The organism is Pseudomonas sp. LH1G9 (assembly GCF_002949975.1).
GTDB classification, from domain to species: domain Bacteria; phylum Pseudomonadota; class Gammaproteobacteria; order Pseudomonadales; family Pseudomonadaceae; genus Aquipseudomonas; species Aquipseudomonas veronii.
Genome location: NZ_CP026880.1, coordinates 1,918,475 through 1,931,344 on the forward strand (window position 1 = coordinate 1,918,475; position 12,870 = coordinate 1,931,344).

Genomic DNA, 12,870 nt, shown 5'->3' on the forward strand with positions numbered 1-12,870 from the left:
GCTTCCAGGAGGGGCATACACATGCCGCATTTTGTGCATTTGATCGCCTGTGTCCTACAGGTGTTGTTCGTGTCGGCAGGAGCCCACGCAATGGCTAGCAGTCTCGTTTTACCCACCACCGCGCAGTTGGCCGGACATTGGCAACTGCACCGACAGGATCAGGTCTGTGCCCTGGATTTGCTGGAGCAAGCCACCGCCGTGGGGGGCGATGTGGCCTGCGTCGAGCAATGGCTGGGAGACAAACCCCTGACATGGTCGCCGACGCCGGACGGGATCTGGTTGATGAATGCCGAAGGTTCCGGGATTACCCACTTGAATCGTCAGCGCGACGGTGAATACCAGGCGCGCACGCCATCTGGCGATATCGTGACATTGCAACGAATACCTTAGTTTCCAGTTATAACGCTATAACTCGAATTTAATAGTTGGCCGCCGCTTATTCAGGGGCTGGGGCAACTATTGCCGGTCATTGGGTTCAAGGAAGATCAAACACCATGGCGAAGCCCCCTGTTGTTGCGCCTTTATTCAAGGCGCTGGGTGAATATAAAAGTATTTTGATCAGTGTTGGCTGTTTCACTGCATTAATTAACCTGCTGATGCTGGTGCCGTCCATTTATATGCTGCAAGTGTATGACCGCGTGCTGTCCTCCCAGAATGAAACCACTCTGGTGATGTTGACGCTGATGGTCGTCGGTTTCTTCGCCTTTATCGGCAGCCTGGAAGTCATCCGCAGTTTTATCGTGATCCGCATCGGCAGCCAGTTGGAACGGCGCTTCAACTTGCGCGTGTATAAAGCTGCCTTCGAACGCAACCTGCAACGCGGCCAAGGGCATGCCGGGCAGTCCCTGGCAGATTTGACCCATCTCCGCCAGTTCATCACCGGGCCGGCGCTGTTCGCGTTTTTTGATGCGCCGTGGTTTCCGATCTATCTGTTGGTGATTTTCCTGTTCAACGTGTGGCTGGGCGTGCTGGCCACGGCGGGGGCCTTGCTGCTGATCGGCCTGGCCTGCCTCAATGAATACCTGACCAACAAGCCCCTGGCTGAGGCTGGCGGTTACTCCCAGCAATCCAGCCAACTGGCCACCAGCCATTTGCACAACGCCGAAACCATCCAGGCCATGGGCATGCTCGGCGCGTTGCGCCAGCGCTGGTTTGCCGTGCATTCGCAGTTCCTGGGCTTGCAGAACGCGGCCAGCGACACCGGCTCGGTGATCACCGCCCTGAGCAAATCCCTGCGCCTGTGCCTGCAATCGTTGGTGCTCGGCCTGGGCGCATTCTTGGTGATCAAGGGCGAGATGACCGCCGGGATGATGATCGCCGGTTCGATCCTGATGGGGCGGGTGCTCAGCCCGATCGACCAGTTGATTGCCGTGTGGAAGCAGTGGAGTTCGGCCAAGCTGGCCTATCAGCGGCTTGACCAACTGCTGCGCGAATTTGCGCCGGACGTCGAGCCGATGGCCTTGCCCGCCCCCAAGGGTCAGGTGAGTTTCGAGCAGGTCAGCGCCGGCCCGCCGGGTCGACGCCTGGCGACGCTGCATCAGGTCAGCTTCCACCTGGGCGCTGGCGAGGTGCTGGGGGTGCTGGGCGCGTCGGGGTCCGGCAAGTCCACGCTGGCGCGGGTGCTGGTGGGCGTTTGGCCAACCCTGGCCGGCACCGTGCGCCTGGATGGCGCGGATATCCATCGCTGGGACCGTGACGATCTTGGCCCGCACATCGGTTACCTGCCCCAGGACATCGAACTGTTCAGCGGCAGCATCGCCGACAACATTGCGCGCTTTCGCGATGCCGACCCGGCGCAGGTGGTCCAGGCGGCGCAACAGGCCGGGGTGCATGAATTGATTCTGCGCCTGCCGCAAGGCTACGACACCGTGTTGGGCGACAACGGCGGCGGCCTGTCGGGCGGCCAGAAGCAACGGGTGGCCCTGGCGCGTGCGCTGTATGGCGGGCCGCGGCTGGTTGTGCTGGACGAACCCAACTCCAACCTCGACACCGTCGGTGAAGCCGCGCTGGCCAGCGCCATCGTGCAGCTGAAGGCCCAGGGCAGCAGCGTGATTCTCGTTACCCACCGCTCTTCGGTCCTGGCCCAGGCCGACAAGTTGCTGGTGCTCAACGAAGGCCACCTGCAAGCGTTTGGGCCGAGCCAGGACGTGCTGCGCGCGTTGTCCGGCCAGCAGGCGGCGACGCAGGAAAAAACCGGCGTCAGTTTCAGTCGTCAGTATCAAACCGCAAGGAATCCAGGCGCATGAGCATGCTCACTGTGGAACAACGCGACGCCGCTTTTTTCGTGCGTCTGGGCTGGTGGCTGACGGTGGTCGGCGCCGGTGGGTTTTTCCTCTGGGCCAGCCTGGCGCCGCTGGACCAGGGCATTCCGGTGCAGGGCACCGTGGTGGTCTCGGGCAAGCGCAAGGCCGTGCAGACCTTCAGCCCCGGCGTGGTCAGCCGCATCCTGGTGCGCGAAGGTGAGACGGTCAAACAGGGCCAGCCGCTGTTTCGTCTCGACCAGACCCAGAACCAGGCCGATGTGCAATCGCTGCAAGCGCAGTACCGCCTGGCCTGGGCCAGTGTGGCGCGCTGGCAGAGCGAGCGCGACAATCGCGCGGCCATCGTGTTTCCCGCCGAACTCCGCACCGCCCCGGACCCTGCGCTGGCCTTGGTGCTCGAAGGCCAGCGCCAACTGTTCAGCAGCCGCCGCGAAGCCTTTGCCCGTGAACAGGCGGGGATTCGCGCGAATATCGACGGCGCCACGGCGCAGCTCAATGGCATGCGCCGCGCACGCAGCGACCTGAGCGCCCAGGCTCAATCCCTGCGCGATCAACTGAGCAATCTGCAGCCCCTGGCCGACAATGGCTACATCCCGCGCAACCGTTTGATGGAGTACCAGCGCCAGTTGTCCCAGGTGCAACAGGACCTGGCGCAGAACACCGGCGAAAGCGGCCGAGTGGAGCAGGGCATCCTCGAATCGCGGCTCAAACTGCAGCAGCACAGCGACGAATACCAGAAGGAAGTGCGCAGCCAACTGGCCGACGCGCAACTGCGCAGCCTGACCCTGGAGCAGCAACTCACGTCCGCCGGGTTCGACCTGCAACACAGCGAAATCAACGCGCCGGCCGATGGCATTGCGGTCAACCTCGGCGTCCACACCGAAGGCGCGGTGGTGCGTGCCGGGGAGACCTTGCTGGAGATCGTGCCGCAGGGCACGCGGCTGGAAGTCGAGGGGCATTTGCCGGTCCACCTGGTGGACAAGGTCGGCACCCACCTGCCGGTCGATATCCTGTTCACCGCGTTCAACCAGAGTCGTACCCCGCGTGTGCCGGGGCAGGTCAGTCTGATTTCTGCCGACCAACTGCTCGACGAAAAGACCGGCGCGCCGTACTACGTGCTGCGCACCAGCGTCAGCGAGGCCGCGCTGGAAACACTCCACGGCCTGGTGATCAAGCCGGGCATGCCCGCCGAGATGTTCGTGCGTACCGGCGAGCGCTCGTTGCTCAATTACCTGTTCAAGCCGCTGCTCGACCGCGCCGGCTCTGCGTTGACCGAGGAATGAACATGAAACCGCTGTTCATTGCCGTGCTGTTGAGCTGTGCGCCTGCCCAGGCCGCCATGGGCCCGTTCGATGTGTACGAGCAGGCTCTGCGCAACGATCCGGTGTTCCTTGGCGCGCTCAAGGAACGCGACGCCGGCCTGGAAAACCGCACCATCGGCCGCGCCGGGTTGCTGCCGCGGCTGTCCTACAACTACAACAAGGGGCGCAATAATTCCGAAGCCCACCTGCCTGACGGGCGTGGCGGCAGCTATCGCGACGCGCGCAATTACAACAGCTACGGCTCGACCTTCAGCCTGCAGCAGCCGCTGTTCGACTACGAAGCCTATGCCAACTACCGCAAGGGTGTGGCCCAGGCGCTGTTTGCCGATGAAAGTTTTCGCGACAAGAGCCAGGCGCTGTTGGTGCGGGTGTTGAGCTATTACACCCAAGCGTTGTTCGCCCAAGACCAGATCGAGATCGCCCGCGCCAAGAAAAACGCCTTCGAGCAGCAGTTTCAGCAGAACCAGCACCTGTTCCAGCAGGGCGAGGGCACGCGCACCGACATCCTTGAAGCCGAATCGCGCTATGAGCTGGCCACCGCCGAAGAAATCCAGGCGCTGGATGAACAGGACGCCTCGTTAAGAGCGTTGGGCGCGTTGATCGGCGTGCAGAGCGTCAACATCCACGACCTCGCGCCGCTCAATCAGCGCTTCGCCGCCTTCAGCCTGACGCCGGCCAACTACGACACCTGGCACGCGCTGGCGATCAGCAACAACCCGACGCTGGCCTCGCAACGCCAGGCCCTGGAAGTGGCGCGTTATGAAGTGGAGCGCAACCGTGCCGGGCACTTGCCGAAGATCACCGCGTATGCCAGTTCGCGCCAGCAGGAATCCGACAGCGGCAACACCTACAACCAGCGCTACGACACCAACACCATCGGCGTCGAAGTCAGCCTGCCATTGTATGCCGGTGGCGCTGTCTCCGCGTCCACGCGCCAGGCCAGCCGCGCCATGGAGCAGGCCGAATACGAGCTGGAAGGCAAGACCCGCGAAACCCTGATCGAACTGCGTCGCCAGTTCAGCGCCTGCCTGTCGGGCGTGAGCAAGCTGCGCGCCTACCAGAAAGCCCTGACCTCGGCCGAGGCGCTGGTGGTGTCGACCCGGCAAAGCATCCTCGGCGGCGAGCGGGTCAACCTCGATGCGCTCAACGCCGAGCAGCAGCTCTACAGCACCCGGCGCGACCTGGCCCAGGCGCGTTATGACTACCTGATGGCCTGGACCAAATTGCACTACTACGCCGGCAACCTGCGCGATACCGACCTGGCGCAAGTCGATGAGGCCTTTGGGCCGGTGGGCAAGCAGCCGTAGCAGCACCTGGGACGTCATTGCGCTTTCTCGACAACTCCAACAACAGAGAGGCACTACCGATGGGAATCTTTGATTATAAAAACCTTGGCACCGAGGGTTCCAAAGCGCTGTTCGCCGATGCGATGGCGATCACGCTGTATACCTACCACAACCTGGATAACGGCTTTGCGGTGGGCTATCAGCACCACGGCTTGGGCGTTGGCCTGCCGGCGACGCTGGTCGGTGCATTGCTCGGTGGTGCCGACTCCCAAGGCGTGATCCCCGGTATCCCGTGGAATCCCGATTCGGAAAAGGCCGCCCTGGAAGCGCTGCAACACGCCGGATGGACGCCGCTCAGCGCGAGCACCCTGGGTTACGTCGGCAAGGTTGACGCCAGGGGCACGTTTTTCGGTGAAAAGGCTGGCTACACCACCGCGCAGGCCGAAGTGCTGGGCAAGTACGATGACGCCGGTCGACTGCTCGAAATCGGCATCGGCTTTCGTGGCACGTCGGGGCCGCGGGAAAGCCTGATCAGCGATTCCATCGGTGATCTGCTCAGCGATCTGCTCGCCGCCCTGGGCCCCAGGGATTACGCGAAGAACTACGCCGGCGAAGCCTTCGGCGGTTTGCTCAAGGCGGTTGCCGAGTATGCCGGTGCCCATGGCCTGAGCGGTTCCGACGTGCTGGTCAGCGGCCACAGCCTCGGCGGGCTGGCGGTCAACAGCCTGGCGGAGTTGAGCGACCAGCGATGGTCGGGGTTCTACAAGGACGCCAACTATGTGGCCTACGCGTCGCCGACCCAGAGCGCCGGCGACAAGGTGTTGAACATCGGCTATGAAAACGACCCGGTATTCCGTGCGCTGGACGGTTCATCCTTCAACCTGTCGTCCCTGGGCGTGCATGACAAACCCCATGAATCGACCACCGACAACATCGTCAGCTTCAACGATCACTACGCCTCGACGCTGTGGAACGTGCTGCCGTTTTCCATTGCCAACCTGCCGACCTGGGTGTCGCATTTGCCCAGCGGTTATGGCGACGGCATGACCCGCGTGCTCGAATCCGGGTTCTACGACCAGATGAGCCGGGACTCGACGGTGATCGTCGCCAACCTGTCCGACCCGGCGCGGGCTACCACCTGGGTGCAGGACCTCAACCGCAATGCCGAGCCGCACAAGGGCAACACCTTCATCATCGGCAGCGACGGTAATGACCTGATCCAGGGCGGCAAGGGCGCGGACTTCATCGAAGGCGGCAAGGGCAACGACACCCTTCGCGACAACAGTGGCCATAACACCTTTCTGTTCAGCGGGCCGTTTGGCCAGGATCGGGTGATCGGCTATCAATCGAGCGACAAACTGGTGTTCACGGATGTGCAGGGCAGCCTGGATTATCGCGAGCACGCCAAGGCGGTGGGCGGCGATACGGTGATCAGTTTTGGCGCGGATTCGGTGACGTTGGTGGGGGTGAGCAACTGGTCGGGGGAGGGCGTCGTGATCGGTTGAAACCGCGTTGGCACGCGGTTCAAACGGTGGGAGCAAGCGGGCTCCCACATGTTTGATGAAGGATGCCGGGAGGGATCAGTCTTCCTTGCGAACCGTGGCCACATCATCGGCCCTGACGCGGATGCGCTTGCCGGCGATGTCGGTGAATTCATAGAAGCCGTCGGCGGTCTTGGTCTTCGGCGTGTCTTTGGTTAAATACTGCGTGCCGTTCTGCAATGTCACTACGGTTTGCGTCGCGCAACCGGCCAATACCAGAAAAGTGAGTGCAACCAGTGGCAGACCCAAATTCTTCATGTTCATAACCCTTACCTTAACCCTGAAAAGTCCCGCGGCCTGAGGCTGCGGGCCATAAATGTTACGCCATCAATTCCCCTATCTGATCACTTTTACGCAAAAAGTTGCGTGCGCCATTTATCTATTACCGATTGCAACAACGCGTCAGCGGCGGCACTCTGTATGCATAACCAGTATTTGATCGCTGCGGACCATGCCCGAACCCCTCGAAAATCCCCTGTATTACCTGCATAACTTCCGTCAGGTACTGGATTGGCTGGCACAACGCTATGCCGATCTGCTCGATGCTGAAGAAGCGCATTTCATTCAGCAATTCGACAGGTTGCCGCAGGCGTCCCAGGCATTACTGGTACGTCTGGTGATGCGCAAGGGCGTGCATTTTCGAGCGGGCAAGCTCAATTACCCGGAGATCGGCTGCGCTCATGCGGCAGCGCGTCCGCTGAAGGCTTTGGGTTGGGTGGATGATCAGTGCCTGCTGGGCTTTGACGAACTGTTCGGGTTGCTGCAAAAGGGCGAGTTGCTGGGCGCGTTCCAGCCGTGGATCGAGCAGCCCAAGGGCAAAAAGGCCGATTGGCTCGAGCAACTGGCGCCGCAGTTCGATGAGCGCCGCTGCTTTGCCCACTGGTGCCCCGAGCTGGATGACGTGCTTTACAGCGTCACCGTGATGGACTTGTGTGATCGCCTGCGCTTGATGTTCTTCGGCAACCTGCATCAGGACTGGTCGGAGTTCGTGCTGGCGGACCTGGGGATCTACACCTACGAAAAAGTCGAGTTTTGCGCGCAGTCCCGCGGTTTGCGCAGCCGCGATGACGTGCTGGGGTTTCTGTTCCTGCACCAGTGCCAGCAAGCCTTTGAGTCCGCGCAGGCGCTGGACAGCGTGCTGGCGCAGATCGCCACGTTGCAGACCGACAACCCCTGGCTGGAAAAACGCCGGGCCAAGCTGTTGTTCCAGGTCGGCCAGTCTTGCGAGCGCAGTGCCGAGTTGGCGTTGGCCGAGCAGATCTACCGGGCCTGTGCTTATCCCGGCGCGCGCGCACGCTTGATTCGCGTGCTGGAGCGCCAGGAAGACTACGCCCAGGCGATGGCCCTGGCATGTGCCGCCCACGAGGCCCCGGAAAGCCCCGCCGAGCAGCAACACCTGCTGCGAGTGTTGCCGCGCCTGCGGCGCAAGCTGGGCGCGCCAGCCGTGCCCAAGGCCAAGCCTCGGGACGTCACGCGCCTGGACCTGGCGCTCCCGCCGCCGCCGCTCTCGATGGCGGTGGAGTATTGCGTGCAGGCCCATCTGAGCGAGCCCGATGCGCCGGTGTACTACGTCGAAAACGGCCTGATCAATTCGCTGTTCGGCCTGCTGTGCTGGGAGGCGATCTTCGCGCCGCTGCCGGGGGCATTTTTCCACCCGTTCCAGCGCGGGCCGGCGGATTTGCACAGCGAAGACTTCCATCAGCGCCGTGCGTCACTGTTTGCCGCCTGTCTCGAGCAACTGCAGGATGACCGCTACAAACACACCATCCGCCAACGGTACGTGGACAAGTGGGGCATCCAGTCACCCTTTGTCTTCTGGAACCTGCTCAGTGAAGAACTATTGGAGCAGGCCTTGGCATGCTTGCCCGCCGAACACTTGCGTTGCTGGTTCGAGCGGCTGCTGCTGGATATTCGCGCCAACCGCGCGGGTATGCCGGACCTGATCCAGTTCTGGCCCGCGCAGAAAACCTACCGCATGATCGAAGTCAAAGGCCCCGGCGATCGCCTGCAAGACAACCAGCTGCGCTGGCTGGAGTTCTGTGGCGAGTACCAGATGCCGGTCACCGTCTGCTATGTGCGCTGGGCGCAGTCCGCTTGAGCTACACCGTGGCGGTGCGCGCACTGTGTGAGTTCACGGCCAAGGTCGGTGACCTCGACCTGCGTTTTACCCCCTCGCCCAGCGCCCAGGAAGGCATCGCCGGCCATCGCACGGTCGCCTCGCGGCGCAGCGCGCACTACCAGAACGAAGTGGCCCTGGAAGGCGAGTACGAGGAACTCAAGGTGCGGGGCAGGGCGGACGGCTACGACCCGGACAGCAACCGCCTCGAAGAGGTGAAGACCTATCGCGGCGACCTCGACGCGCAGCCCGCCAACCATCGGCAATTGCATTGGGCCCAGGTCAAGGTCTACGGCTGGTTGATGTGCCAGAAGCTCGGGCTTGCGCATATCGATTTGGCGCTGGTGTATTTCGATATCGTCGGCGAGGGCGAAATCTTGCTGAACCAGCGCTTTGCGGCCGCCGATCTGCAACGCTTCTTCAACCGGCAATGCGCGTTGTTTCTCGGCTGGGCCCGCCAGGAGATGCAGCACCGCGACGCCCGCAACCGCTCCGCACAGGCCCTGGCGTTCCCCCACAGCGCCTTTCGCCCCGGCCAGCGCAACCTCGCAGAGTCGGTGTACAAAGCCGTCAGCACCGGCCGCTGCCTGATGGCCCAGGCGCCCACCGGCATCGGCAAAACCGTCGGCACGATCTTCCCCATGCTCAAGGCCCTAGCGCCCCAGCAACTGGACAAGGTGTTGTTCCTCACCGCCAAGACCCCGGGCCGCAAGCTGGCCCTCGACGCCGCGCAAGTGCTGTATGCCAGCAGTCCCGAACTGCCGCTGCGCGTGCTGGAGCTGGTGGCGCGGGACAAGGCCTGCGAACACCTGGACAAGGCCTGCCACGGCGAATCCTGCCCGCTGGCCAAGGGTTTCTACGACCGTTTGCCCGCCGCGCGTATCGCGGCCGCCAAGGTGCGCCTGCTCGACCAACGCAACTTGCGCGAGGTCGCCCTGGAGCACGGCCTCTGTCCGTATTACCTGAGCCAGGAGATGGCGCGCTGGAGCGACCTGGTGGTCGCCGACTACAACTACTATTTCGACTTTGGCGCGCTGTTGTTCGGGCTGGCCCAACTCAACCAGTGGCGCGTCGCGGTGCTGGTGGACGAAGCCCATAACCTGGTGGAGCGCGCACGTTCGATGTACAGCGCCAGCCTTGATCAGTACACCCTCAAGACCGTGCGCGATACGGCGCCGGAGCCGTTGAAGAAACCCTTGCAGCGCTTGAATCGTGAGTGGAACGCGTTGCACAAGGACCAACTCGCGCCGTATCAGGCCTACGCGGCCAGACCCGACAAAATGCTCCAGGCCCTGAGCCTTTGCGCCAGCGCCATGGGCGACTATTTCAACGACCACCCCGAGGCACTCAACGGCGATCTGCAGGCGTTCTATTTTGAGGCACTGCAATTTGCCAAGGTCGCCGAGCTGTTCAACGAACATTTCATCTTTGATATCAGCCTGCGTCAGTTGCGCGGCAAGCGCAGCAGTTCCACCTTGTGCCTGCGCAATGTGGTGCCCGCCGAATTCATCCGCCCGCGATTCACGGCGGCGCGCAGCAGCGTGTTGTTTTCCGCCACACTCAGCCCGCGCCATTACTACGCCGACCTGCTGGGCCTGCCGGCGGACACTGCCTGGGTCGACGTGGAATCACCGTTCAATGCCGCGCAGTTGCGGGTGCGGATTGTCGATGAGGTCTCCACCCGGTTCGTGCATCGCCAGGCCTCGCTGGAACCCATCGTTGAATTGATCGCCGAGCAGTTCGCTCACCAACCGGGTAATTACCTGGCGTTCTTCAGCAGTTTCGATTATCTGCAACAAGTGGCGCTGTTACTCGCCGAGCGACACCCGCACATCGCACTGTGGCAGCAGTCTCGCGGCATGGCCGAAGCCGAGCGCCGGGCGTTTCTCGAACAGTTCACCGAACACAGCCAGGGCGTCGGTTTTGCGGTGCTGGGCGGCGCGTTTGGCGAAGGCATCGACCTGCCCGGTGCGCGCTTGATCGGCGCGTTCATCGCGACCCTGGGGCTGCCGCAACTGAACCCGATCAACGAACAGATGAAGCAGCGCATGGGCGCGATCTTCGGCTCCGGCTACGACTACACCTACTTGTACCCGGGCATTCAGAAAGTCGTGCAGGCTGCGGGGCGGGTGATCCGCAGCCAGCAGGACCAAGGCGTGGTGATGTTGATCGATGACCGGTTCGGCGAAGGGCGGGTGCGGCAGCTGTTGCCTCGATGGTGGGCGATAGCGACTAAAACGGCTTCCAGGCCAATGCCTGAATAACCACCGGTGACGATGGCAGTCATACCGTGCAAATCTTTACCCGCCAACGCTTGCATAGCGGTTGTCGTGCCGTCGAATCCACTCTCGATAGGGCGTTGTTTATTGATCATAGGGAATTCTCCAGGGGGAGCCGTTATGTTCTCCCCTGGATGCCGGACGCGAAACGCCATAAAGTCCGTATTTCTGTCGCGATCGTCCGGAGTTTTTTTTATGGATACCCTGTCTGACGTGGTGGCGCTGTTAAAGAGTCATCGGTCCTATTTCGCCGGCCTCAAGGCTGGCGGTGATTGGGCCCTGGATTTTCCACCGCCGGAGGGCATCAAGTTCAATGCCGTGGTGGAGGGAAAGTGTTGGCTGGAAGTCGAGGGCATGCCCGTACCGATGCCCTTGAGCGAGGGCGATTGCTTTTTGTTGACGCAGAACCGTCCCTGGAGGTTGTCCAGCAACCTTGCACTGGAGGGCGTTGACGCGCGCACGGTGTACCGTGACGCCGTGGGGGGGATCGCTCGCCTGGGTGAGACTGTGGATCTGTTCCTGATAGGCGGGCGCTTTAGCTACGGTGACGACGCCCGTCTATTGCTGGAGGGGTTGCCGCCCGTGGTGCGTTTCAGTGCGAGGTCCGAGCAGGCCAGCGTTTTGCGCTGGTGTCTGGATCGCCTGGCTCGGGAATATGCCAGCCCGATGCAAGGCGCGGCGTTGATGACCGAGCATCTGGCGCAAATGATGTTGGTGCAGATCCTGCGCCTCTATCAGTCATCCATGGGCGCCACTACCACCGGTTGGTTGGCGGCGTTGAACGATCCGCGGTTGGCGCCGGTACTGCAGCAAATACACGCCGCACCGGCACGCCGCTGGACCTTGAGCGACATGGTCGGTGTCGCGAGCCAATCCCGGTCGACCTTTGCCCTGCACTTCAAGCAGCGGGTCGGAATGGCGCCCCAGGAGTATCTGACGCGCTGGCGCATGCACCTGGCGTTACAGGCCTTGAACTCTTCTGCCAGAAGTGTTTCCTGTATCGGCCAGTCACTCGGGTATCAGTCGGACAGCGCGTTCAGCAGTGCCTTCAAGCGCCTGATGAACTGCTCCCCGCGGGAATACCGCGAGCGAAAGCACGCGCCCCTCGGTGTCTAAACCACCTCCAGGTACGAGCGGTGAATCGCCCGCGCCAATTCGCGTACCGTGTCGATGAATTCCGTCAGGCGGCTGTGCAAGCCTGCTTCGAGGATTTCGTCGATCCCGGTATAGCGCAGCCGCGCTTCGAACTCGGCGGCCAAGCGCTGTGCGGTGCGCCCATAACTGCCTGGCAAGTCCGCCAGAATGTGGCTCAGTTCCTCGATACAGGCATGCAACGAACGCGGCACATCACTGCGCAACAGCAGCAACTCCGAGACCGAGCGTGCATTCAGCGCATTCGGATACAGCTCCGTGTACGCCTCGAATGACGACAGGGCGCGGAGCAGGGCGCTCCACTGGTAATAACCGCGTGCTGACAAGTCGCTGACTTCCTCCGATTCCTCGCCGAACATCTCGTAGCGCGCATCCAGCAGGCGTAAGGTGTTGTCGGCGCGTTCGACGAAGGTGCCCAGGCGAATGAACCGGTAGGCGTCATTGCGCATGATGGTGCCGGACGTCGCCCCGCGAAACAGGTGCGAACGCTGTTTGACCCAATCGCAGAAGTGGCTGATGCCATGGCGCGCCAGCCCGCCGGCGGCGATGCTGCGCATTTCCAGCCAGGTGGCGTTGAGGTTTTCCCACATGTCGGCGGTGATGCGCCCGCGCACGGCATGGGCGTTGCCCCGTGCGGCGCGCAGACAGTTGTAGATGCTGGCCGGGTTTTCTTCGTCGAGGGCGAAGAAGTGCAGCATGCGCTCGGCATCCAGTTGGCCGTGGCGCTCCAGGTAGCTGTCCAGGGTGCCGCTGCTGAGCAGCGACATCGCCAGTTCGTCCAGGCCATCGCTGCGCCCGGCCTGGGGCATCAATGACAGCGAATAACTGACCTCGAGCATGCGCGCCAGGTTCTCGGCACGCTCCAGGTAACGGGACATCCAGTACAGGTCTGCGGCGGTTCTACTCAACATAC

10 protein-coding genes are annotated in these 12,870 nt (G+C 62.4%); 8 read left to right on the forward strand and 2 right to left on the reverse strand.

Annotation, left to right across the window (positions count from 1 at the left end):
* Window positions 1-21: 21 nt before the first annotated feature.
* The 5 genes from C5F70_RS09100 to C5F70_RS09120 all read left to right on the forward strand — a co-directional run bounded on the left by C5F70_RS09100 (window position 22) and on the right by C5F70_RS09120 (window position 6,374).
* A complete protein-coding gene (locus C5F70_RS09100; protein WP_104903142.1) occupies window positions 22-390 on the forward strand; it encodes an AprI/Inh family metalloprotease inhibitor in 369 nt (122 codons plus the stop codon).
* A gap of 104 nt (window positions 391-494) precedes the next feature.
* Window positions 495-2,246 carry a type I secretion system permease/ATPase gene (locus tag C5F70_RS09105; RefSeq protein WP_104903143.1) on the forward strand — a complete coding sequence of 584 codons (1,752 nt, stop codon included), beginning with the start codon at window positions 495-497 and terminating at the stop codon, window positions 2,244-2,246.
* Window positions 2,243-3,544: an HlyD family type I secretion periplasmic adaptor subunit gene (locus tag C5F70_RS09110; protein WP_104903144.1), complete on the forward strand. Its 1,302-nt coding sequence runs from the start codon at window positions 2,243-2,245 to the stop codon at window positions 3,542-3,544. The genes C5F70_RS09105 and C5F70_RS09110 overlap by 4 nt, the downstream gene beginning before the upstream one ends.
* Before the next feature lie 2 nt (window positions 3,545-3,546).
* Window positions 3,547-4,890 carry a TolC family outer membrane protein gene (locus C5F70_RS09115; protein ID WP_017845716.1) on the forward strand — a complete coding sequence of 448 codons (1,344 nt, stop codon included), beginning with the start codon at window positions 3,547-3,549 and terminating at the stop codon, window positions 4,888-4,890.
* A gap of 59 nt (window positions 4,891-4,949) precedes the next feature.
* Entirely contained in the window at window positions 4,950-6,374 is a 1,425-nt protein-coding gene (locus C5F70_RS09120; protein ID WP_017845717.1) for a lipase, read from the forward strand.
* Window positions 6,375-6,449: 75 nt separating this feature from the next.
* On the opposite strand, the gene C5F70_RS09125 is transcribed toward C5F70_RS09120, so the two are convergent.
* The gene (locus C5F70_RS09125) at window positions 6,450-6,674 is read right to left on the reverse strand and encodes a YgdI/YgdR family lipoprotein (RefSeq protein WP_017845718.1); all 225 of its coding nucleotides are present in this window, start codon (window positions 6,672-6,674) and stop codon (window positions 6,450-6,452) included.
* Window positions 6,675-6,861: 187 nt separating this feature from the next.
* On the opposite strand from C5F70_RS09125, the gene C5F70_RS09130 reads away from it, so the two are divergent.
* The 3 genes from C5F70_RS09130 to C5F70_RS09145 all read left to right on the forward strand — a co-directional run bounded on the left by C5F70_RS09130 (window position 6,862) and on the right by C5F70_RS09145 (window position 11,921).
* Entirely contained in the window at window positions 6,862-8,508 is a 1,647-nt protein-coding gene (locus C5F70_RS09130) for a VRR-NUC domain-containing protein (RefSeq protein ID WP_104903145.1), read from the forward strand.
* Complete coding sequence (locus C5F70_RS09135; RefSeq protein WP_104903146.1) at window positions 8,505-10,790, forward strand: ATP-dependent DNA helicase; 2,286 nt, start codon at window positions 8,505-8,507, stop codon at window positions 10,788-10,790. Before C5F70_RS09130 ends, C5F70_RS09135 begins: the two co-directional genes overlap by 4 nt.
* A gap of 210 nt (window positions 10,791-11,000) precedes the next feature.
* Window positions 11,001-11,921, forward strand: a complete 921-nt coding sequence (locus C5F70_RS09145; RefSeq protein WP_104903147.1) for an AraC family transcriptional regulator — start codon at window positions 11,001-11,003, stop codon at window positions 11,919-11,921.
* On the opposite strand, the gene C5F70_RS09150 is transcribed toward C5F70_RS09145, so the two are convergent.
* Window positions 11,918-12,868, reverse strand: a complete 951-nt coding sequence (locus tag C5F70_RS09150) for an alpha-E domain-containing protein (protein ID WP_017845722.1) — start codon at window positions 12,866-12,868, stop codon at window positions 11,918-11,920. The two genes, C5F70_RS09145 and C5F70_RS09150, sit on opposite strands and share 4 nt — an antisense overlap.
* Window positions 12,869-12,870: the final 2 nt, after the last annotated feature.

What these genes read in the sequence shown, in the direction of transcription:
- C5F70_RS09100 (WP_104903142.1), top strand. Translation starts at nt 22, where the DNA reads ATGCCGCATTTTGTGCATTTGATCGCCTGTGTCCTACAGGTGTTGTTC.
- C5F70_RS09105 (WP_104903143.1), top strand. Translation starts at nt 495, where the DNA reads ATGGCGAAGCCCCCTGTTGTTGCGCCTTTATTCAAGGCGCTGGGTGAA.
- C5F70_RS09110 (WP_104903144.1), top strand. Translation starts at nt 2,243, where the DNA reads ATGAGCATGCTCACTGTGGAACAACGCGACGCCGCTTTTTTCGTGCGT.
- C5F70_RS09115 (WP_017845716.1), top strand. Translation starts at nt 3,547, where the DNA reads ATGAAACCGCTGTTCATTGCCGTGCTGTTGAGCTGTGCGCCTGCCCAG.
- C5F70_RS09120 (WP_017845717.1), top strand. Translation starts at nt 4,950, where the DNA reads ATGGGAATCTTTGATTATAAAAACCTTGGCACCGAGGGTTCCAAAGCG.
- C5F70_RS09125 (WP_017845718.1), bottom strand. Translation starts at nt 6,674, where the DNA reads ATGAACATGAAGAATTTGGGTCTGCCACTGGTTGCACTCACTTTTCTG.
- C5F70_RS09130 (WP_104903145.1), top strand. Translation starts at nt 6,862, where the DNA reads ATGCCCGAACCCCTCGAAAATCCCCTGTATTACCTGCATAACTTCCGT.
- C5F70_RS09145 (WP_104903147.1), top strand. Translation starts at nt 11,001, where the DNA reads ATGGATACCCTGTCTGACGTGGTGGCGCTGTTAAAGAGTCATCGGTCC.
- C5F70_RS09150 (WP_017845722.1), bottom strand. Translation starts at nt 12,868, where the DNA reads ATGTTGAGTAGAACCGCCGCAGACCTGTACTGGATGTCCCGTTACCTG.